Source organism: Streptomyces misionensis, from assembly GCF_007896895.1.
GTDB lineage: Bacteria > Actinomycetota > Actinomycetes > Streptomycetales > Streptomycetaceae > Streptomyces > Streptomyces misionensis_A.
The window spans coordinates 131,819-151,211 of record NZ_VOGW01000016.1 but is presented as its reverse complement, the minus strand read 5'-3'; the positions used below and the strand labels follow the sequence as shown (position 1 = coordinate 151,211).

At 74.0% G+C, this 19,393-nt stretch carries 20 protein-coding genes and 1 pseudogene; 8 read left to right on the top strand and 13 right to left on the bottom strand.

Translation table 11 applies throughout. The annotated features are described in order from the left end of the window. Positions 1 to 226 (bottom strand): annotated as a pseudogene (locus FRZ03_RS39680) (hypothetical protein); the annotation flags it as partial. A gap of 91 nt (positions 227 to 317) precedes the next feature. Here FRZ03_RS39680 and FRZ03_RS03220 point away from each other — a divergent pair. After that, positions 318 to 1,511 carry a class I SAM-dependent methyltransferase gene (locus FRZ03_RS03220; protein WP_146463614.1) on the top strand — a complete coding sequence of 398 codons (1,194 nt, stop codon included), beginning with the start codon at positions 318 to 320 and terminating at the stop codon, positions 1,509 to 1,511. 21 nt (positions 1,512 to 1,532) lie between these two features. Here FRZ03_RS03220 and FRZ03_RS03215 read toward each other — a convergent pair whose 3' ends face one another. Together FRZ03_RS03215 and FRZ03_RS03210 are read right to left on the bottom strand one after the other, a co-directional pair. Then, on the bottom strand, positions 1,533 to 2,579 hold the full coding sequence (locus FRZ03_RS03215; RefSeq protein ID WP_186785233.1) for an LCP family protein: 1,047 nt from the start codon (positions 2,577 to 2,579) through the stop codon (positions 1,533 to 1,535). Positions 2,580 to 2,694: 115 nt separating this feature from the next. Continuing rightward, positions 2,695 to 3,726 carry a LacI family DNA-binding transcriptional regulator gene (locus FRZ03_RS03210; RefSeq protein ID WP_146463603.1) on the bottom strand — a complete coding sequence of 344 codons (1,032 nt, stop codon included), beginning with the start codon at positions 3,724 to 3,726 and terminating at the stop codon, positions 2,695 to 2,697. A 106-nt stretch (positions 3,727 to 3,832) separates the two neighbouring features. On the opposite strand from FRZ03_RS03210, the gene FRZ03_RS03205 reads away from it, so the two are divergent. The 5 genes from FRZ03_RS03205 (at position 3,833) to FRZ03_RS03185 (ending at position 9,741) form a co-directional block, all read left to right on the top strand. Further along, positions 3,833 to 5,170 carry an ABC transporter substrate-binding protein gene (locus tag FRZ03_RS03205; protein WP_146463602.1) on the top strand — a complete coding sequence of 446 codons (1,338 nt, stop codon included), beginning with the start codon at positions 3,833 to 3,835 and terminating at the stop codon, positions 5,168 to 5,170. Beyond that, a complete protein-coding gene (locus FRZ03_RS03200; RefSeq protein ID WP_146463601.1) occupies positions 5,167 to 6,081 on the top strand; it encodes a carbohydrate ABC transporter permease in 915 nt (304 codons plus the stop codon). Before FRZ03_RS03205 ends, FRZ03_RS03200 begins: the two co-directional genes overlap by 4 nt. A gap of 4 nt (positions 6,082 to 6,085) precedes the next feature. Continuing rightward, the gene (locus FRZ03_RS03195; protein ID WP_146463600.1) at positions 6,086 to 6,985 is read left to right on the top strand and encodes a carbohydrate ABC transporter permease; all 900 of its coding nucleotides are present in this window, start codon (positions 6,086 to 6,088) and stop codon (positions 6,983 to 6,985) included. Between the two features lie 35 nt (positions 6,986 to 7,020). Next, positions 7,021 to 9,324 (top strand): beta-xylosidase/alpha-l-arabinosidase, encoded by a 2,304-nt coding sequence (locus tag FRZ03_RS03190; protein WP_146463599.1) that lies wholly within the window; start codon positions 7,021 to 7,023, stop codon positions 9,322 to 9,324. A 93-nt stretch (positions 9,325 to 9,417) separates the two neighbouring features. Further along, entirely contained in the window at positions 9,418 to 9,741 is a 324-nt protein-coding gene (locus tag FRZ03_RS03185) for a COG4705 family protein (RefSeq protein WP_261398492.1), read from the top strand. Positions 9,742 to 9,888: 147 nt separating this feature from the next. Here the strand turns inward: FRZ03_RS03185 and FRZ03_RS03175 are convergent, their stop codons facing one another. From FRZ03_RS03175 to tsaB, 4 genes are read right to left on the bottom strand one after another with little or no spacing between them, the layout of a single operon-like run. Further along, the gene (locus FRZ03_RS03175) at positions 9,889 to 10,146 is read right to left on the bottom strand and encodes a hypothetical protein (protein ID WP_146463597.1); all 258 of its coding nucleotides are present in this window, start codon (positions 10,144 to 10,146) and stop codon (positions 9,889 to 9,891) included. Then, positions 10,143 to 11,240: a tRNA (adenosine(37)-N6)-threonylcarbamoyltransferase complex transferase subunit TsaD gene (gene tsaD / locus FRZ03_RS03170; RefSeq protein WP_146463596.1), complete on the bottom strand. Its 1,098-nt coding sequence runs from the start codon at positions 11,238 to 11,240 to the stop codon at positions 10,143 to 10,145. The genes FRZ03_RS03175 and tsaD overlap by 4 nt, the downstream gene beginning before the upstream one ends. Beyond that, positions 11,233 to 11,706: a ribosomal protein S18-alanine N-acetyltransferase gene (gene rimI, locus FRZ03_RS03165; RefSeq protein ID WP_146463612.1), complete on the bottom strand. Its 474-nt coding sequence runs from the start codon at positions 11,704 to 11,706 to the stop codon at positions 11,233 to 11,235. The genes tsaD and rimI overlap by 8 nt, the downstream gene beginning before the upstream one ends. Positions 11,707 to 11,723: 17 nt before the next feature. Continuing rightward, complete coding sequence (gene tsaB, locus FRZ03_RS03160) at positions 11,724 to 12,380, bottom strand: tRNA (adenosine(37)-N6)-threonylcarbamoyltransferase complex dimerization subunit type 1 TsaB (RefSeq protein WP_146463595.1); 657 nt, start codon at positions 12,378 to 12,380, stop codon at positions 11,724 to 11,726. Positions 12,381 to 12,493: 113 nt separating this feature from the next. Here tsaB and FRZ03_RS03155 point away from each other — a divergent pair, with 113 nt between their 5' ends. After that, a complete protein-coding gene (locus FRZ03_RS03155) occupies positions 12,494 to 13,054 on the top strand; it encodes a hypothetical protein (RefSeq protein ID WP_146463594.1) in 561 nt (186 codons plus the stop codon). A gap of 89 nt (positions 13,055 to 13,143) precedes the next feature. Here FRZ03_RS03155 and FRZ03_RS38775 read toward each other — a convergent pair whose 3' ends face one another. The 6 genes from FRZ03_RS38775 to FRZ03_RS03130 form a co-directional block, all read right to left on the bottom strand. Further along, positions 13,144 to 13,305: a hypothetical protein gene (locus FRZ03_RS38775; RefSeq protein WP_186785229.1), complete on the bottom strand. Its 162-nt coding sequence runs from the start codon at positions 13,303 to 13,305 to the stop codon at positions 13,144 to 13,146. Between the two features lie 126 nt (positions 13,306 to 13,431). Continuing rightward, on the bottom strand, positions 13,432 to 13,959 hold the full coding sequence (gene tsaE, locus FRZ03_RS03150) for a tRNA (adenosine(37)-N6)-threonylcarbamoyltransferase complex ATPase subunit type 1 TsaE (protein ID WP_146463593.1): 528 nt from the start codon (positions 13,957 to 13,959) through the stop codon (positions 13,432 to 13,434). Further along, a complete protein-coding gene (locus tag FRZ03_RS03145) occupies positions 13,925 to 15,172 on the bottom strand; it encodes an alpha/beta fold hydrolase (RefSeq protein WP_146463592.1) in 1,248 nt (415 codons plus the stop codon). The genes tsaE and FRZ03_RS03145 overlap by 35 nt, the downstream gene beginning before the upstream one ends. Positions 15,173 to 15,260: 88 nt before the next feature. Continuing rightward, complete coding sequence (gene alr, locus FRZ03_RS03140) at positions 15,261 to 16,430, bottom strand: alanine racemase (protein WP_146463591.1); 1,170 nt, start codon at positions 16,428 to 16,430, stop codon at positions 15,261 to 15,263. 272 nt (positions 16,431 to 16,702) lie between these two features. After that, positions 16,703 to 18,133, bottom strand: a complete 1,431-nt coding sequence (locus tag FRZ03_RS03135; RefSeq protein WP_146463590.1) for an NAD(P)H-hydrate dehydratase — start codon at positions 18,131 to 18,133, stop codon at positions 16,703 to 16,705. 47 nt (positions 18,134 to 18,180) lie between these two features. Next, positions 18,181 to 18,552: a holo-ACP synthase gene (locus FRZ03_RS03130; RefSeq protein ID WP_146463589.1), complete on the bottom strand. Its 372-nt coding sequence runs from the start codon at positions 18,550 to 18,552 to the stop codon at positions 18,181 to 18,183. Positions 18,553 to 18,601: 49 nt separating this feature from the next. Between FRZ03_RS03130 and FRZ03_RS03125 the strand changes: the two genes are divergently transcribed. Continuing rightward, positions 18,602 to 19,393 carry an SDR family NAD(P)-dependent oxidoreductase gene (locus FRZ03_RS03125; protein WP_146463588.1) on the top strand — a complete coding sequence of 264 codons (792 nt, stop codon included), beginning with the start codon at positions 18,602 to 18,604 and terminating at the stop codon, positions 19,391 to 19,393.

The window sequence follows — 19,393 nt, the reverse complement described above, 5'->3', positions numbered from 1 at the left end:
GGGCGTGTTCCGCGGCCTGCGCGGCCCGGGCGTCCGGGGCGTGGGCGGCGGCGCCGGCCTGGCCCGCGGCCGGGCGGGGGGCGTGGGAGCCGGAATCCGAGCAGCCGGTGACGAGGGCGGTGGAGGCGAGGACCGCGGCACCGCAGCCGAGGACGAGGCCCCGCCGCCGCGCCCGGCACGCACCACCCCGTGCCCGACTTTTGTCGTTGTGTACTACTAGTCGCATGGTGCTGGATCTTCGCAGGCCCGGCCCCCGTATCCGGGCCGACAACGCCGCCCGCGGGCGCACCGTCCACCGACTGGCCCACAATGTCCCGGTGAACGACCTCGCTCCCCTCCTCACCCCCGAAGGCCGGGCCCTCCTCGAAGAGGTCCGCGGCACCGCCCCGGCCGACGAACTGGCCGTCGCCACCCGGCTGCGCCGCGACCACCCCGCCGACCTGGTGTCGGCCGCGCTCGGCCAGGCCCGGCTGCGGCAGCGGGCGGCGGCCAAGTTCGCGGCGGCGGACGCGGAGCGGATGTTCTTCACCCCGAACGGGGTCGAGCAGTCGACGCGGGCGAGCGTGGCGGCGTACCGGGCGCGGCGGCTGACCGATCTCGGGGTGACCTCGGTGGCGGACCTGTGCTGCGGGATCGGCGGGGACGCCGTCGCGCTGGCGCGGGCCGGCATCCGGGTGCTCGCCGTGGACCGGGACCCGCTGACGGCGGCCGTGGCACGGGCGAACGCCGAGGCCCTCGGGCTCGCCGGGCTGATCGAGGTGCGTGAGGCCGACGTCACCGAGGTGGACACCGCCGGGTACGACGCCGTGTTCGTGGACCCCGCGCGGCGGGGCACGTCGGCGAGGGGCGGCGGGCGGATCTTCGATCCCGAGGCGTACTCGCCGCCCCTGTCGTGGGCGGTGTCCGCCGCGCGCCGGGCGCCGCACGCCGCGCTGAAGATCGCCCCGGGCGTGCCGCACGAGGCGGTGCCCCCGGAGGCCGAGGCCGAGTGGATCTCCGACGGCGGCGATGTGAAGGAGGCGGTGCTCTGGTTCGGCACGGGGTCGCCGGGCGCGGTGCGCGCCACCCTGCTGCCCGGCCCGCGCACCCTGCTCGGGCGGGGCCTGCCGGACCCCCGGGTGCGGCCGGTGGGGGCGTTCCTGTACGAGCCGGACGGCGCCGTGATCCGCGCGCATCTGGTCGCCGAGGTGGCCGAGGAGGTCGGCGGGGGGCTCCTGGACGAGACCATCGCCTACGTCACCGCCGACGCGCTGCACCCCACGCCGTACGCCACCGCCTACGAGATCACCGACCGGCTGCCCTTCAACGTGAAGAAGTTGAAAGCGCTGCTGCGCGAGCGCGAGGTCGGCACGCTGACCGTGAAGAAGCGCGGGTCGGCGGTCGAGCCGGAGGAGCTGCGCCGGAAGGTCAAGCCGCAGGGGCCGAACGCGGCGACGGTGTTCCTGACCCGGGTCGCGGGCGCGCCGACGATGCTGATCGGCGGGCCCGCCCGGCCGCCCGCCGGCCCCTGACGGCGGGACCCGGCCCGGGGGTCAACGGCGCAGGGACGTCCACAGGTCCTGCGCGTCCGGCTCCTTGGCGATCACCCGGTTGGGGTCCGAGGGCGCCTGGACGACCGGCATCATCACCGTCTTCACCCGGCCGGCGGTCAGCCCCTTCAGGCTCCGGCCCAGTTCGGTCAGTTCGGCGAGCGAGTCCAGGCCGGTGTCGGTGGTGATGCTCGCGGTGACCGCGTCGGCAACCTGGTAGAGCTTGGCCGGGTCGGTGAGCAGGTCCGTGCCGGAGATCCGCTCCAACAGGGCCTTCACCAGGAGCTGTTGGAGGCCTATGCGGCCCAGGTCGCTGCCGTCGCCGATGCCGTGCCGGGTGCGGGCGAGGGCCAGCGCCTGCTTGCCGTCGAGATGATGGGGGCCGGCCTTCAGATGGAGGTGGCTCTTGTCGTCGTCGATGTCCTGGCCCGTGGTGACGTCCACCCCGCCGAGCGCGTCCACCAGCCTGGCGAAACCGGCGAAGTCGATCTCGACGAAGTGGTCCATGCGCACCCCGGTGACCGACTCGACCGTCTTCACCGCGCACACCGGACCGCCCACCGAGAAGGCGCTGTTGAACATCGAGCCGTACGCCGGCGCCGTTTCGCCCCCGGACGGCAGTGGGCAGGACGGGCGGGTGACGAGGGTGTCGCGCGGGATGCTGACCACCGTGGCGGCGGTGCGGCCCGGGTCGATGTGCACCACCATCGCGGTGTCCGAGCGGGCGCCCTCGCTGTCACCGCCGCCCAGCTCCCTGTCGGCCGCGCCGCTGCGCGAGTCCGAGCCGAGGACCAGGATGTTCAGGGCGCCGGCCGGGAGCGGGGCGGCGGCCGAGGAGGCGCTCGGGGCCGGGGCGGGCGCCGGACGGTCGTCGCCGAGCGCGCTGTTGATGTCGACGCCCCTGATGTTGTGGTTGAGGTGCCAGTAGGCATAGCCCGCGGTGGCCGTGGCCAGCACCAGGGCGGTCGCCAGGGTGAGACCGGCGATCCGCAGCGTTCTCGATCGCCGGCGCACGCGTATGCCCGCGTCGCCGTGCTCCTCGTGTCGCATCACGACAGGAACGTAAGTCCGAATTATTAGCGGACCGTTAGTTGAAGCATCACGATTTGGTTTTCTTCGGGAATTCTCATGGCCGACCCCCCGGAACCGGCTTCGAAAATTTCGATCACCCCGTCGGCCGCGCGGCCGTGCTCGACCGCACCACCAGGCTCGTGGCCAACTCCAGCCGGGTCGCGGCCCGTTCCTCCTGGGCACTGCCCAGTTCGAGCACCAGCCGGGCCGCGGCCTCGGCCATCTCGGTCAGCGGCTGCCGTACGGTCGTCAGCGGCGGACCCACCCAGCGGGCCACCGGCAGATCGTCGAAGCCGACGACGCTGAGGTCCTCCGGGATGCGCAGCCCCAGCTCACGGGCGGCCTCGTACAGGCCGAGCGCCTGGAGGTCGTTGCCCGCGAAGATCGCGGTGGGCCGGTCGGGACGGCGCAGCAGCTCCAGGCCCAGGCGGTAGCCGGCCTCGTGATGGAAGTCCCCGCCCAGGATGAGCGCGGGGTCGACGGGCAGCCCGGCCGTCTCCAGGGCGGCGCGGTAGCCGTCGATCCGGGCACGGCTGCACATCATCCGGGTGGGGCCGCTGATGGCGCCGATCCGGGTGTGGCCCAGCTCGACCAGATGGCGGGTGGCGGCCAGGCCGCCCTGCCAGTTGGTGGCGCCGATGGACGGCACGTCCGGGCCCGGGTCGCCGGCCGGGTCCACCACCACGAACGGGATGGATCTGCTGGTCAGCAACGCCTGCTGGCCCTGGTCCAGTTCGGACAGGACCAGCACCACCCCGTGCGGGCGGCGGGCGGCGACCTGGTCGGCCCAGGAGCGGCCGGGGGTGAGCCGCCCCGCCGACTCGGACAGCACCACGCTCAGGCCGGCCGACTGCGCCACGTTCTCCACGCCCCGGATGACCTCCATCGCCCAGGCGCTCTCCAGCTCGTGGAAGACCAGGTCGATCAGTGGCGAGCGGGAGGCCTCGGCACGCCGGCGCCGGTAGCCGTGGGCGCGCAGCAGCTCCTCGACGCGGGTACGGGTCGAGGGCGCGACATCGGCTCTGCCGTTGAGGACCTTCGAAACAGTCGGAGCGGACACCCCGGCCTCTCGGGCGATCTCGGCGAGCGTCGCGGTCTGCGCTTCTGCGGGCTTCCCAGGCTTCATGTCCGCGATCGTATCCCTGCGCGACCCCTTGACGAAGCCCCTCTTCCGCCATACGTTCCCGGAACATTCGGAACCCAACTCGAAACATTGCGAGAGGCCAGGGTCAATGGAGTCCACCACGTCCAACGGCGGGCACACGTTCAGCAGGCGCTGGGTGCTCGGCGCCGCTGCCACCACACTCGTCACCGCCGGAACCGCCGGACTCACGGCCTGCGGCTCCTCCGGGGGTTCCGGGGGCGGGGGCACGCTCACCGCCTTCGTATACGGCGACGGTGACGCCAAGGTCCAGGTCCAGGCGATCGACCGGTTCAACGCGTCGGCCGCCGCGAAGAAGGCCAAGGGCAAGATCAAGCTGGAGAAGGTGCCCGGCTCGGAGTACCCGACGAAGCTGCGCACCGCGATGGGCTCCCCCAACGCGCCCGACATCTTCTTCAACTGGGGCGGCGGCTCCATCAAGGCCTACCGGGACGCCAAGCAGTTGGTGGACCTCACCGACATCATCGAGTCGGACCCGGTGCTGAAGAGCGGCTTCCTGCCCTCGGTACTCACGGCGGGCGGCCTGGGCGGGCGCAAGTACGGCATACCGATGCGCGGCATGCAGCCCGTGATCCTCTTCTACAACAAGACCCTCTTCGCCGAGCAGAAGCTCCAGCCGCCCACCACCTGGGACCAGCTGCTCGACATCAACAAGAAGCTCAAGCGGGCCGGGATCACCCCGTTCGCGCTGGGCGGCGCGGACATCTGGCCCGAGCTGATGTGGCTGGAGTACCTGGTCGACCGGATCGGCGGCCCCCAGGTCTTCGACCGGATCAAGAACGGCGACGCCTCCGGCTGGGGCGACCCGGCCGTCCTCAAGGCCGCCCAGACGGTCAAGCAGCTCATCGACGACGGCGCCTTCGGCAAGGGCTTCAGCTCGGTCGCCTACACCAACGGCGGCGCCCCGGCCGTGTTCGCCAAGGGCAAGGCCGCGATGCACCTGATGGGCTCCTGGGAGTACAACACCCAGCTCGGCAAGTTCCCGGACTTCGCCCGCAAGGAGCTGGGCTGGACCGCGTTCCCGACGATCGAGGGCGGCGCGGGCGACATCCGCAACGTCGTCGGCAACCCCACCAACTACTGGTCGGTCAACGCCCGTACGTCCAACAAGGACGCCGCGATCGCCTTCCTGCGCGACTGCGCCTCGGAGACGTACGCCAAGGAACTGGTGGCCATCGGTGCCATCCCGACCACGGCCAACGCCGAGAAGCTGCTCGACGCCTCGCCCAACCCCGAGTTCGCCAAGTTCCAGTACCAGATGGTGCAGCAGGCCCCGGCGTTCACGCTGAGCTGGGACCAGGCCGTCGACCCGAACGTGTCGACGCCGATGCTCACCGAGGTCAACAAGCTGTTCGTCGGCAAGTCCTCGCCCAGCCAGTTCGTCTCGGCGCTCCAGGGGCTGAAGTGAGCATCAGCGTGACCAAGGGCGGCTCGCGCTCCGGCGCGGGCCGCCCGCGCCGGAGCGCCGGGGCGAACGCCGGCCGCCCGCACGCCGCGCTGGCCCTGCCCGCCGTGCTGTTCTTCGCCTTCTTCGCCATCGTCCCCATGGTGCTGGCCTTCGGCCTCTCCTTCACCAAGTGGAACGGTCTCGGCAACCCCCAGCCGGCGGGCCTCGCCAACTGGCAGAAGCTGTTCGAGGACGGCCGGCTCACCCAGTCCCTCACGGTCACCGTGCTGCTCACGGTGGTCAGCTGGGCCTTCCAGACGGTGGTCTCGCTGCTGCTCGGCGTCTGGGCGGCGGGCCGGCAGCGCAACCGCGCGATCCTGTCGGCGGTCTTCTTCGTGCCGTTCCTGCTGTCCTCGACGGCGATCTCGCTGCTGTTCTACGCCCTGCTCGACCCCAACTTCGGCATCATGCCCGGCGACACCCTCGGCTCCACCAACGGCGCCTTCCTCGCCATCGTGTTCGTCGGCGGCTGGCAGTTCATCCCCTTCCACACCCTGATCTACCAGGGCGGGGCCCGGCAGATCCCCGAGGTCCTCTACCAGGCGGCGGCCATCGACGGCGCCGGCCGCTACCGCCAGTTCTTCTCCATCACGCTGCCCCAGCTGCGCAACACCGCGACCACCTCCGGCGTGCTGATGATCGTCGGCTCGCTGACCTATTTCGAGACCGTCCTGATCCTCACCCAGGGCGGCCCCGGCACCGACACGGCGATCGTGCCGTACCTGATGTACGAGGCCGGTTTCAAGAGCTACGACTTCGGCTACGCCAGCGCCATCGCCTCCTTCCTGGTGGTGGCCGCGACCGCGCTGTCGCTGCTGCTGGTACGGCTGTCCGGCTTCGGCGCGATGCGCAGTACCCGGGAAGGAATGTGACGAGGTGTCTCACGACACGCTGCCCCACCCCGTGAAGACCGGCGCCGCGCCCGCGGCCCGGCCGGACGGGCGACGCCGCCGGCACTGGACCCAGCGGCCCAATCCGCTGGCCGGCCTCGGCTCCTTCGTCTGGCTGGTCGTCGTCATCGTCCCGATCTACGCGATGATCTCGGCCTCGCTCACCCCGCAGGACCAGGCGCTGGGCCACAACGCCCTGAAGCCGCCCGGCAGTCCGACCTGGTCCAACTACAGCACCGTGCTGCACAACTCCTTCTTCCACCTCCTGTGGAACACCGTGCTGGCGGCGGCGGCCGTCGTGGTGATCGTGCTGGTGCTGTGCGTACCGCTCTCCTACGTCGCCGTGCGCACCCGCGGCTTCTGGTCGGGGGCCGCCTTCCGGGTGTTCCTGCTCGGTGTCGCCATCCCGGCGCAGGCGGTCGTCGTACCGCTGTACCTGATGATCACCAAGCTGAACCTCTACGACAGCCTGCTCGCGATCATCCTGCCGACGGCCGCGTTCGCCATGCCGGTGGCCATCCTGGTCCTCACCGGCACCATGCGGGACATCTCCGAGGAGGTGTACGAGGCGATGGCCCTGGACGGCGCCTCGCCCACCCGGATGCTGTTCCAGCTGGTCATCCCGATGTCCAAGGGCGGCATCAGCACCGTGGTGATCTACTCGGCGCTCCAGGCCTGGAACGGCTTCCTCTTCCCGCTGATCTTCACCCAGTCCGAGGGGCCGCGCGTGCTGACCCTCGGTCTGTTCACCTACATGAGCCAGTTCGGCGTGAACATCCCCGCCCTGCTCTCCTCGGTCGTCCTCTCCGGCATCCCGATCTTCGCCGTCTACCTGGTGGCCCGCCGCGCGCTGGTGGGCGGCCTGATGGGCGTCGGCGGCAAGTGATCGCCGACCGGTCCCCCTTCCCCGACAGGAGTTCCATGAGCACCGCCCCCTGGCGCGACCCCGCGCTGCCCGCCGCCGCCCGTGTCGACGACCTCGTCTCCCGGATGACCCTGGAGGAGAAGACCGCCCAGCTGTACGGCGTCTGGGTGGGCGCGGCCACGGACGGCGACGGGGTCGCACCGCTCCAGCGCGAGATGACCGCGGACTACGACTGGGACGAGCTGATCACCCTCGGCCTCGGCCAGCTGACCCGTTCCTTCGGCACGGCGCCGGTGGACCCGGCGCTCGGCGCCCAGGCACTGGCCCGCGCCCAGCGCCGGATCGCCGGGGCGGGCCGCTTCGGCATCCCGGCGGTGGCCCACGAGGAGTGCCTGGCGGGGTTCACCGCGTGGCGGGCGACGGCGTACCCCGTGCCGCTGGCCTGGGGCGCGACCTTCGATCCCGCCCTGGTGGCGGAGCTGGGCGGGCACATCGGCCGCGACCTGCGCTCGGTCGGCGTCCACCAGGGCCTGGCGCCCGTCCTGGACGTCGTCCGGGACCTGCGCTGGGGCCGGGTGGAGGAGACGATCGGCGAGGACCCGTACCTGGTCGGCACGATCGGCGCGGCGTACGTCCGGGGGCTGGAGTCGGCCGGGATCGTGGCCACGCTCAAGCACTTCGCCGGGTACGCGGCCTCGGCGGGCGCCCGCAACCTGGCGCCGGTGCGGGCGGGCGTCCGGGAGCTGGCCGATGTGACGCTGCCGCCGTTCGAGATGGCGCTGCGCGAGGGCGGGGCCCGTTCGGTGATGGCCGCGTACACCGAGACGGACGGCGTCCCCGCCTCGGCGGACCCCGCGCTGCTCACCAAGCTGCTGCGCGAGGAGTGGGGGTTCACGGGCACGGTCGTCGCCGACTACTTCGGCATCGGCTTCCTCCAGTCGCTGCACCGGGTCGCCGCCGACCCCGCCGAGGCCGCGCACGCGGCGCTGGAGGCGGGCATCGACGTCGAGCTGCCCACGCTGAACTGCTACGGCAAGCCGCTGGTGGCGGCCGTGCGGGAGGGGCGGGTCCCGGAGGCGCTGGTGGACCGGGCGCTGCGCCGGGTGCTGCTCCAGAAGTGCGAGCTGGGCCTGCTCGATCCCGACTGGTCGCCGGAGACCGGCGAGGAGATCGACCTGGACTCGGCCGGCAACCGCGCGCTGGCGCGCCGGCTCGCCGAGGAGTCGGTGGTGCTGCTGGACAACCCGGACGGGGTGCTGCCGCTGGCGCCGAGCGCGCGGATCGCGGTGGTCGGGCCGCGCGCCGCCGACGCGCTCGCGATGCTCGGCTGCTACTCCTTCCCGTCCCATGTGCTCACCCACCACCCCGACGTGCCGACGGGCATCGACATCCCGACCGTGCTGGACGCCGTACGGGCCGAGCTGCCGGACGCCAAGGTGACGTTCGCGGAGGGCTGCGGGGTGTCCGAGCCGGACACCTCCGGGTTCGCGGAGGCGGTGGGGCGGGCCGCGGAGGCCGAGGTGTGCGTGGCCGTCCTCGGCGACCGGGCCGGGCTGTTCGGACGCGGCACCTCGGGCGAGGGCTGCGACGCGACGGACCTGGAACTGCCGGGCGTGCAGGCCGCGTTGCTGGACGCGCTGGTCGAGACGGGCGTGCCGGTCGTCCTGGTGCTGCTGACCGGCCGCCCGTACGCGCTGGGCCGCTGGCAGGGCCGCCTCGGCGCGGTCGTGCAGGCCTTCTTCCCCGGCGAGGAGGGCGGTCCGGCGCTGGCCGGGGTGCTGTCCGGCCGGGTGAACCCCTCCGGCCGGCTCCCGGTGAGCGTGCCGCGCGAGCCGGGCGGCCAGCCCTGGACCTACCTCCAGCCCCCACTGGGCCTGGCCGGGGAGGTGAGCAACCTGGACCCGACCCCGCTGTTCCCGTTCGGCCACGGCGGCTCGTACACCACGTTCGCCTGGGAGGACGTCCACAGCCCCGAGGCGGAGCTGCCGACCGACGGTACGTACGACCTCTCGCTCACCGTCCGCAACACGGGCGGGCGCGCCGGGGCGGAGGTCGTCCAGCTGTATCTGCACGACCCGGTGGCCTCGGTGACCCGGCCCGACGTCCGCCTGATCGGTTACCAGCGCGTGGAGCTGGCCCCCGGCCAGTCCCGCCGCCTCACCTTCCACTTCCACCCCGACCTCTCGGCCTTCACCGACCGCACCGGCACGCGGGTGGTGGAGCCGGGCGATCTGGAGCTGCGCCTGAGCGGGTCGAGCACGGACGTCCGGCACCGGGCGCGGCTGCGGCTGACCGGGCCGGTGCGGCCGGTGGGGACGGAGCGGCGGCTGCGCTGCGAGGTGACCGTGACGGAGGGCTGAGCCGGACCGCCGGGGGGGCGCGGGGCCATGGGGCTTACGCCGAGGGCGCGAACCTCGGCAAAGAACAAGCCCTGTGCGCCCCGCGTTCGGGACGTGTTCGGAAGGCTCCTGCGAGGGCCCGACAGCTCGGGCCTCGGCTGTCCGGGCGGCGCCGCCCTGGTGACCGGACCGCTGCTGGTGCTGGTCGCGCTGATCAGGGTGCCGGCGGTGCCGAACGTGCCGCTGTTCCGGATCGCCTTCGTGCTGACCCGCCCGCTCGGCGCCACCACCGGCGACCTGCTGACCGAGCCGGTGGCCAAGGGCGGCCCGGACCTGGGGACGACGGGGGCGTCGGCGGGGCTCCTCGCGGTGCTCGTCGCTCTGATGGTGCGGGCGACGAGAACACCCCGCCCCCGGGATTCCGGGAGCGGGGTGTGAGTGGAGCGCCGGGCAGGCCTTGCACCTGCATCTCCCCGCAGGAAGCGGGGCGTCTTTCCTTGGACCACCAACGCACTGCGTTCGTACCGGAGTTCCGGCCGTTCGCTGTGTGATGATCATAGAACGATGCGGGCGGCCACCGCAAACTCAGTCGGCGGCCACCGGCTCGAAGCGCCAGCGGTGCACCGGCCGGGTCACCAGCTCGGGCCCCGGGTCCGGCAGTTCGGGCACCGCGGCGTCGTACGGCGCGTCCCACCACGTGATGACCAGGACCCGGTCCTGCGGCGCGCGGAAGATCTCGCGGCGCACCGGCCGCTCCGGCAGGGCCTGCGCGCGCGCCCACGCCAGCAGCTCCGCGCCCCGGCCCTCGGCGGCGCGCGCCTCCCACATCAGCGCGACCGTCATGAGTACAGGTTCTCCTTGCTGACCTCGTGCACATGGTCGTGGCCGTGGTGGTGGCCGGGCACGTGCGACTCGGTCACCGGCAGGGAGGAGTCCGCCGACAGGTCCCAGCTGGAGGCGGCCCGGTTGCGGGCGACCATCTCGGCGCCGAGCGCGGCCACCATCGCGCCGTTGTCCGTGCACAGCTTGGGGCGCGGCACCCGCAGCCGGATGCCGGCCGCCTCGCAGCGCTCCTGGGCGAGGGCGCGCAGCCGGGAGTTGGCCGCGACACCGCCGCCGATCATCAGGTGGTCGACCCCCTCGTCCTTGCAGGCCCGCACGGCCTTGCGGGTGAGCACGTCCACCACGGCCTCCTGGAAGGAGGCGGCCACGTCGCGCACCGGCACCTCCTCGCCGGCCGCCCGCCTGGCCTCGATCCAGCGGGCCACGGCGGTCTTGAGGCCGGAGAAGGAGAAGTCGTACGCCGGGTCGCGCGGGCCGGTCAGACCGCGCGGGAAGGCGATGGCCGCGGGGTCGCCCTCGCGGGCGTACCGGTCGATGACCGGGCCGCCGGGAAAGCCCAGGTCGAGCACGCGGGCGATCTTGTCGAAGGCCTCGCCGGCGGCGTCGTCGATGGTGGCGCCCATCGGCCGTACGTCGGAGGTGATGTCCGAGGACAGCAGCAGCGAGGAGTGGCCGCCGGAGACCAGCAGCGCCATCGTCGGCTCCGGCAGCGGGCCGTGCTCCAGCTGGTCGACGCAGATGTGCGAGGCCAGGTGGTTGACGCCGTACAGGGGCTTGCCGAGGGCGTAGGCGTAGGCCTTGGCGGCGGAGACGCCGACGAGGAGGGCGCCCGCGAGGCCGGGCCCCGCGGTCACGGCGATGCCGTCGAGGTCCTTGGCGGTGACCCCGGCCTCCTTGAGCGCGCGGTCGATGGTCGGGACCATCGCCTCCAGGTGGGCACGGGAGGCCACCTCGGGGACGACGCCGCCGAAGCGGGCGTGCTCGTCCACGCTGGAAGCGACGGCGTCGGCCAGCAGGGTGGTGCCGCGCACGATGCCGACGCCGGTCTCGTCGCAGGACGTCTCGATGCCGAGGACGAGGGGTTCGTCAGCCATTGATCTCGGTTCCTTGAACAGATGCGGAAGGGTCGGTCAGGCGCATCACCAGGGCGTCCACGTTCCCCGGCTGGTAGTAGCCGCGCCTGAACCCGATGGGGGCGAAGCCGAAGCGCTCGTACAGCTTCTGCGCGCGGACGTTGTCGACCCGGCATTCGAGCATCACCTCGCGGCACTCGAACGCGGTCGCCGCCCGCAGCAGGTCGGTCAGCAGCCGCCCGCCCAGGCCGGAGCCCTGCTGGTCCCGGGCGACGGCGATGGTCTGGACGTCGGCCAGATCACCGGAGGCGGCCAGGCCGGCGTAGCCGACGATGCGGCCCTCGGACTCGGCCACCACGTAGCGGCGGGTGGCCGCCGGGCCCCGGGAGTGGGCCAGCTCGGACCAGAACATGCCCCGGGACCAGGCGTCCTCGGGGAACAGGTCCTTCTCCAGCTCCAGGACCGGGTCGATGTCCCACCAGCGCATCTCGCGCAGTCGTGCGGTCACTTGGGGGTGACCACCTTGTAGTTCTTGGGAACCTGGGCGTCCGGGCGGCGCAGGTACATCGGCCGCGGCGCCTCCAGCTCCTCGCCCGCGGCCAGCTTCCCGGCGGCGAGCGCGGCCAGCGCGGCGGCGGACACGTGCGCGGGCTCGTGGGCGGTCGGGAACGTGTCCGGGTAGAGCAGGGCACCGGCGCCGACCGCCGGGAGCCCGGCGACCCGCTCGGCGATGTCGGCGGGGCGGTCCACCGCCGGGCCGGTCAGCCGGGTGCGGGAGTCGGCGTACGTCGCCCAGTAGACCTCCTTGCGCCGGGCGTCGGTGGCCACGACGAAGGGGCCTTTCTCGATGTCGGCGGCGTAGGCGAGGCCGTCCAGCGTGCACACGCCGTGCACGGGGACGCCGAGCGCCAGCCCGAAGGTGTCGGCGGTCATCAGGCCGACGCGCAGCCCGGTGTAGGGGCCGGGGCCGGTGCCGACGACGATCCCGGTGACCGCCTCCAGCGTGCGGCCGGCCTCGGCGAGGACCCGGTCGACGGCCGGCAGCAGCAGCTCCCCGTGCCGGCGCGCGTCCACCTGGCTCGACGAGGCGATGACGTCCGTTCCGTCGTGCAGGGCGACGGTGACGGCGGGCGTTGCGGTATCCAGAGCGAGCAAGAGCACGCGAACAGCCTACGGCGCCCGCGCCTCGTGCACGGTCGCCCGGGACGGACGGTCACCGGCTGCTACGGTCTGTACGAAGTACGACATATGGCGCGAGGCAGAGGGTGGCGCGGGTGACAGGGACCAGCTCGGGAATCGTGGCGGGCCTCACCGCGGCGGCCATGGGAACGGTCGGCTTCCTCGCCTACCAGGCGCAGGCGACCGTACCGGCGGGCCTGGGCGGCCGGCCGTCGGCGAACGGCTCGCCCGGGACGGCGGCCACCAAGGCGCCCCGGGACCGGCGCCATCCGACGGCCCTGCCGACCGGTTCCGGCAAGGGTGAACGGGTCGTGTACTCGGTGGACGACGACCGGGTGTGGCTGGTGGGCGCGGGCGACCGGGTGCTGCGCACGTTCCGGGTGCGCCCCGGCACCGTGGACCCGCCGGTCGGCACGTACTGGGTGACCTCGCGCTCGCACGCGGTCACCGGGACCGACGGCATCCCCATCGAGCACGTGGTCCGCTTCACCACGGTCGACGGCGTCACCATCGGCTTCAGCGCCCCCGTGCGCAGCGACGCCGTCCCGGCCGCCGACGCGGGTGCCAGGACGGGCGGCATCCGCGAGACCCGGCCGGACGGCGACGCCCTGTGGAAGTTCGCGACGATCGGCGAACGGATCGTGGTGATCCGCTGACGTCCGGCCGGCCTGGTCCGACGACCGGCCTGGTGCGACGAGCGGGCCGGTACGGCGGGCCCGCCGGGCTCACCCTTGGCGGGCCGGGCTCACGCCGCCCGCCGGGTCCGGTCCGGGCGGCGCGGGGCGCGCGGTTCCGGGGCTCTCGGCGGGCGGGAGATCGCCGCCGCGGCCGCGCAGGCCGCCAGCAGGGTCTGCATGGGCACCGGAACGGGACCGGGCTGCCGCGGGGTGCGGGAGGAAGGGGGCATGGGGCGCCTCCTGAGGTGCGGGGCGGCGTAGTTAGGCATGCCTCACTACGAGCTGAACCCCATGTCATCACGGCACGGCAGCCCGCGCAACATCTTGCCGACGGCCTGTCGGAAAAACCTCGCGGCTCAGGCCGTGAGCGTCTCCAGGCCCGCGTCGGCCCACCGCTCCCCCAGCCCCGTCAGGGTCAGGTGCCGCACCTCGTCCGTGGTGTCGCCGACGGCGCGGTGGATGACGACCTGGAGCCGGTCCTCGGTCAGCTCCTCGACCTTGCCCTCGCCCCACTCCACGACGATCACGGAGTCCGGGAGCGAGACGTCGAGGTCCAGGTCCTCCATCTCGTCCAGGCCGCCGCCGAGCCGGTAGGCGTCCACGTGGACCAGGGGCGGGCCGTCGCCGAGGGAGGGGTGCACCCGGGCGATCACGAAGGTCGGCGAGGTGACCGCGCCCCGCACCCCGAGCCCCTCGCCGAGCCCGCGGGTCAGCGTGGTCTTGCCCGCGCCCAGCTCCCCGGAGAGCATCACCAGGTCACCGGCGCGCAACAGCTTGGCGAGGCGCCGGCCCAGCTCCCGCATCTGCTCGGGGGAGGTGATCGTCAGCCGGGTCTCGGCGGGGTCGTGCTCAGCGGGGTCGTACGGTGCTGCTGGACGTTCCATAGGCACTTACGGTAGCCCCTGCCGGCACCGCGCCCGCGCGGGTGAGCAGGTCGGCGAGGCGGTCGGTGACCACTTCCGGGTGCTCCAGCATCACCAGGTGCCCGGCGTCCGGCACCAGCACCAGCTCCGCGTCGGGCAGCCGGTCGGCTATCGCCTCGCTGTGCGCGCTCGGCGTCACCAGGTCCTGCACCCCCGCCAGCACCAGCACGGGTATGTCCCGGAAGCAGGCCAGCGCCCCGGTCTTGTCGTGGTCGGTGAAGGCCGGGTAGAACTCGGCGACCACGTCGATCGGCGTGGACTCGATCATCCGCTCCGCGAACCGCTCCACGGCCGGGTCGACGTCCCGCCCGGCGAAGGAGTACCGCTTGATGATCCCGGCGAACAGATCCGCCGTGGCCCGGCGCCCCTTCTCCACCAGCTCCGCCTGCTGCCCGAGCGCCCTGAGCACGCCGGGCAGCACCCGGCGTATCGCGTTGACGCCGGCCACCGGCAGCCCGAAGTTGACCTCGCCGAGCCGCCCCGAGGAGGTGCCCACGAACGCGGCGGCGACCACCCGGTCCCGGATCAGCTCCGGGTGCTCGGCGGCGAGCGCCATCATGGTCATCCCGCCCATCGAGTGGCCCACCAGCACGATCGGCCCCTCCGGTGCGGCGGCGTCGATGACGGCCTTCAGATCGCGGCCGAGCTGGTCGATGGTGAGCGGCTCGCCGTCCCGGTTCTGCGCCACGCCCCGCCCGGAGCGGCCGTGGCTGCGCTGGTCCCAGTGCACGGTGCGCACGACCCCGCGCAGGGCCGCGCGCTGGAAGTGCCAGGAGTCCTGGTTGAGGCAGTAGCCGTGGCAGAAGACGACGGTGACCGGCGTGGGCGCCTTGCGGCCGAAGAGCCGCAGCCGGCGCGGGGAGGGGTCCGCGCCCGTGTCCGGCTCGACCTCGTCGACCTCGTAGTACAGCTCGGTGCCGTCGTCGGCGTACGCCTTGCCCGGGGTGCCGCGCAGGGTGCCGTAGGGGCCCGCGGCGTCCAGCGCGAGGCGGGCCTTGCGGCGCATCGAGCGGCCCACCGTCATCCGCTCGACGGCGACGCCGGCCGCCGCTCCCGCGGCGAGGACGCCTATCGCGGCGCCGACGACGCCGGTGGCCCTGCGCCAGCTCCCGGCCGCCCCTTCGGCGGAGGCGGCGGCCGCCGAGGCGACGACGTCCGCCCTGCTCTCGTTCACGTACCGCTCCTCCTCGCCGTACAGATGTTCGCTGGGACGGGCCTGGGGTGCGGGGTGACCGCTGTGCCGGCCGGCATTCCCGAACGGGTTATCCGCGCTCTTCCTCGTTGACGTAGACGCGGGGCACCCGGCTCCCGATGCGCGTGACGATCTCGTAGCCGATGGTGCCGCAGGCCGCCGCCCAGTCCTCGGCGGTAGGCTCGCCGCCCTCGCCCGGCCCGAACAGCACGGCCCGCGAGCCGACCGGCGGTTCGTCGCCGCCGAGGTCCACCACGAACTGGTCCATGGCGACCCGCCCGGCCACGGTCCGCCACTTGCCGTCCACCAGCACCGGGCCCGCGCCGGAGGCGTGCCGCGGGATGCCGTCACCGTAGCCGAGGGGGACGAGGCCGAGGGTGGTGGGACCGGGGGTGACGTAGTGGTGGCCGTAGCTGACGCCGTGCTCGCCCGGCACGCGTTTGACCAGCGCCAGCGAGGCGCTGAGCGTCATCACCGGGCGCAGCCCGAAGTCCGCGGGGGTGCCGATCTCGGGGCTGGGCGACAGGCCGTACATGGCGATGCCCGGGCGGACCAGGTCGAAGTGAGTCTCGGGGAGGGTGAGCGTGGCGGGCGAGTTGGCGATGTGCCGCACCTCGGGGCGAACGCCCTGCCCCTCGGCGTACGCCACCATCTCGCGGAAGCGGGTGAGCTGGGCGGCGATGGAGGGGTGGCCGGGCTCGTCGGCACAGGCGAAGTGCGACCAGAGGCCGGTGACCCGGACCAGCCCCTCGGCCTCGGCGCGCAGGGCGGCGGCGACCAGTTCCGCCCAGTCGGCACCGGGCTGGCAGCCGTTGCGGCCGAGCCCGGTGTCCGCCTTGAGCTGGACCCGTGCGGTGCGCCCGGCCGCGCGGGCGGCCTCGGTGACCTCCCGCAGCGCCCACATCCCGCTGAGCGACACGTCGATGTCGGCCTCGATCGCCTGCCGCCAGGGTCCGCCGGGCACCCACAGCCAGCACAGCGCGCGCTGGGTGAGCCCGGCCGCGCGCAGCGCGAGGGCCTCCTCGGGCGTGGCGGTGCCGAGCCAGGTGGCCCCGGCCTCGACGGCCGCGCGGGCGCAGCGCACCGCGCCGTGTCCGTAGCCGTCGGCCTTCACGACGGCCATCACGGCGAGGTCTCCCACCCGGGCACGCAAGGTCCGCACATTGGCGCGCAGGGCGCCCAGATCGATCTCGGCGCGGGCGCGCAGGAGGGCGGTCGGCACAGCTGCTGTCTCAGTCATGGCGCCCCCAGTCTCTCAGAGCGCGGTACCGGCCGGACCGTGGTGTCGGCCACGGCCCCGCCGGGGACCGTGCTCCGACGGCGCACGGCGGCGGACCGAACGCGCCTGACGAAGCGCCACGACCGCCCGCACCGCGGCGACTCGGCGCGTGTCCCCGCTCGGTCCGGGACTCGGCGCGGGTGCCGCTCGACGCCGGACTCGGCGCGTGTCCCCGCTCGGTCCGGGACTCGGCGCGGGTGCCGCTCGACGCCGGACTCGGCGCGTCTTTCCGCTCAGCGCCGTACGTCCCGCCACGCCGCCGGAATGCGGTCCGCCACGTCGTGGGCGCCCGCCGGGGCGCCGTCGGCCGCGAACCGGCCCGCCAGGCCGTGCAGATACGCGGCGACACCGCCCGCGTCCCGGGCGGGCAGCCCGGAGGCCAGCAGGGAGCCGCCGAGACCGGACAGGACGTCCCCGCTGCCCGCGGTGGCGAGCCAGCCCGTGCCGGTCGGGTTCACCCGTACCGCGCCGCCCGCCGCGTCGGCGACCAGCGTCGTCGAGCCCTTGAGCAGCACCGTCGCCCGGTAGACCGCGGCCAGTTCGCGCACCGCGGCGAGGCGGGCGCCCTCGACCTCCTCGCGGGGCACCCCCAGCAGCGCGGCGGCCTCCCCCGCGTGCGGTGTCATCAGGGTGGGCGCCGTACGCGCCCGTACCGCGTCCCGTTCCGCGAGGCGCAGCCCGTCCGCGTCCAGCAGCACCGGCACCTCGGCGGCCAGCACCTCGGCGACGGTCGCCGCGTCGTCCCCGGCGCCCGGCCCGGTCACCCAGGCCTGCACCCGGCCCGCCTTGGCCGGGCCCCGGTCGGAGACCAGGGTCTCCGGGAAGCGGGCGATGACCGCGTCGGCGGCCGGGCCGACGTAGCGCACGGCCCCGGCGCCGCCGCGCAGCGCCCCGGCGACGGCGAGCACCGCGGCGCCCGGATAGCGCGCGGACCCGGCCGCGATCCCGACCACGCCCCGCCGGTACTTGTCGCTCTCGGCCGCGGGCACCGGCAGCAGCCGCGCCACGTCCGCGTGCTGGAGCGCCTCCAGCTCACCCTCGGCCGGCAGCTCCAGACCGATGTCGACCAACCGCACCACCCCGGCGTACTCCCGCGCCGGATCCACCAGCAGGCCGGGCTTGTACGTGCCGAAGGTGACGGTGAGGTCCGCCCGTACGGCGGCCCCCCGCACCTCCCCGGTGTCCGCCTCGACCCCGCTGGGCAGGTCCACCGCCACCACGGCGGCCCGGGACCGCTCCACCGTCTCCACCAGCCGTGCGGCATCCGGCCGCAGCCCGCCCCTGCCGCCGATCCCTACGATGCCGTCCACCACGAGATCGGCCCGCCCCAGCGCCTCCTCGGCAAAGCCGGCCGGACCGACGACGCCGCCGGCCCGCCGCAGCGCGGCCAGTCCCCCGGCGTGCGCCCGCTCGGGCGCGAGGAGCACGGCCGTCACCCCGGCCCCCCGGCGCGCCAGCCGGGCGCCCGCGTACAGCGCGTCGCCGCCGTTGTCGCCGCTGCCCACGAGCAGGACCACCCGGCTGCCGTACACCCTGCCCAGCAGGTCGGCGCAGGCGGCGGCGAGGCCGGCGGCCGCCCGCTGCATCAGCGCCCCCTCCGGCAGCCGCGCCATCAGGGCCCGTTCGGCCGCCCGTACCGTCTCCACGCCGTACGCACTCCGCATGGCACCGAGTGTGCCCCGTAACCCCCGCCGGTCACACCCGGGCCCGCTCAGCCCTCGGCGATCACCACGGCCGAGGCGACGCCCGCGTCATGGCTGAGGGACACGTGCCAGGACCGCACCCCCAGCTCGGCGGCGCGCGCGGCCACCGTCCCGCGCACCCGCAGCCGGGGCCGCCCGCTGTCCTCGACGTACACCTCGGCGTCCGTCCACAGCAGCCCGGGCGGTGCCCCGAGCGCCTTCGCCACCGCCTCCTTCGCGGCGAACCGGGCCGCCAGCGAGGCGGTTCCGCGCCGCTCCCCGCTGGGCAGCAGCAACTCCTGCGTCACGAACAGCCGGTCGGCCAGCTGGGGGGTCCGCTCCAGGGACGCCCGGAAGCGGTCGATCTCCGCCACGTCGATCCCGACTCCGATGATGCTCATGGACAGCACCCTAGACAGGCCGCCCAGGTACGCCCTCTACGCTTCGGCCATGAACAGCACCGCGTCCCAACAGTCCTATCTCGCCGACCTGTTCTCGCTCGACGGCCGCGTCGCCGTGGTGACCGGCGGCAGTTCCGGCATCGGCCGGGCCGTCGCCGGGGCACTGGCCCGGGCCGGGGCGAGTGTGGTGGCCGTGGCCCGCGGCGAGGAGCGACTGGCCGCCACCGTCGGGGAACTGACGGCCGACGGGTGCCGGGCCGCCTGGGTCGCGGGCGATCTGGGCAGCCGGAAAGGAGTGCGGGCGGCGGCCGAGGAGGCGGCGGCCGTGTTCGGGGAGCCCGACATCCTCGTCAACAGCGCCGGGATCAATCTGCGGCCCCCGATGGACGAGCTGGGCGAGGACGTCTGGGACGCCACCATGGCCGTGAACCTGGAGGCGCCCTTCCTGCTGGGGCAGCGGTTCGGGCCCGGCATGGCCGAGCGCGGCTTCGGCCGGATCATCCACATCAGTTCCCAGCAGGCGCACCGCGCGTTCGTGTCGAGCGGCGCGTACGGCGTCTCCAAGGGCGCCCTCGAATCGCTGGCCCGCTCGCAGGCGGAGGCCTGGTCGCCGTACGGGGTCACCTGCAACACCCTCGTGCCGGGCTTCGTGATGACCCCGCTCAACGCCCGGCTGTCGGCCGACCCGGAGCGGGTGGCGGCGCTGGCCGCGCGCACCATGACCGGGCGCAACGGCCTCGCCGGGGACTTCGCGGGCGCGGCCGTCTTCCTCGCGAGCCGCGCCTCCGCCTACGTCACGGGCCAGTCGATCCGCGTGGACGGAGGCTTCTCCGTCCACTGA

Bases quoted from the DNA above. Each gene is read 5' to 3' on its own strand.
- FRZ03_RS03215 (WP_186785233.1), bottom strand. From the start codon at position 2,579: ATGCGACACGAGGAGCACGGCGACGCGGGCATACGCGTGCGCCGGCGA.
- FRZ03_RS03205 (WP_146463602.1), top strand. From the start codon at position 3,833: ATGGAGTCCACCACGTCCAACGGCGGGCACACGTTCAGCAGGCGCTGG.
- FRZ03_RS03130 (WP_146463589.1), bottom strand. From the start codon at position 18,552: ATGAGCATCATCGGAGTCGGGATCGACGTGGCGGAGATCGACCGCTTC.
- rimI (WP_146463612.1), bottom strand. From the start codon at position 11,706: ATGCGCTGGTGGGACATCGACCCGGTCCTGGAGCTGGAGAAGGACCTG.
- tsaD (WP_146463596.1), bottom strand. From the start codon at position 11,240: ATGGCTGACGAACCCCTCGTCCTCGGCATCGAGACGTCCTGCGACGAG.
- alr (WP_146463591.1), bottom strand. From the start codon at position 16,430: ATGACTGAGACAGCAGCTGTGCCGACCGCCCTCCTGCGCGCCCGCGCC.
- FRZ03_RS38775 (WP_186785229.1), bottom strand. From the start codon at position 13,305: ATGCCCCCTTCCTCCCGCACCCCGCGGCAGCCCGGTCCCGTTCCGGTG.
- FRZ03_RS03190 (WP_146463599.1), top strand. From the start codon at position 7,021: ATGAGCACCGCCCCCTGGCGCGACCCCGCGCTGCCCGCCGCCGCCCGT.
- FRZ03_RS03210 (WP_146463603.1), bottom strand. From the start codon at position 3,726: ATGAAGCCTGGGAAGCCCGCAGAAGCGCAGACCGCGACGCTCGCCGAG.
- FRZ03_RS03135 (WP_146463590.1), bottom strand. From the start codon at position 18,133: ATGCGGAGTGCGTACGGCGTGGAGACGGTACGGGCGGCCGAACGGGCC.
- tsaE (WP_146463593.1), bottom strand. From the start codon at position 13,959: ATGGAACGTCCAGCAGCACCGTACGACCCCGCTGAGCACGACCCCGCC.
- FRZ03_RS03125 (WP_146463588.1), top strand. From the start codon at position 18,602: ATGAACAGCACCGCGTCCCAACAGTCCTATCTCGCCGACCTGTTCTCG.
- FRZ03_RS03175 (WP_146463597.1), bottom strand. From the start codon at position 10,146: ATGACGGTCGCGCTGATGTGGGAGGCGCGCGCCGCCGAGGGCCGGGGC.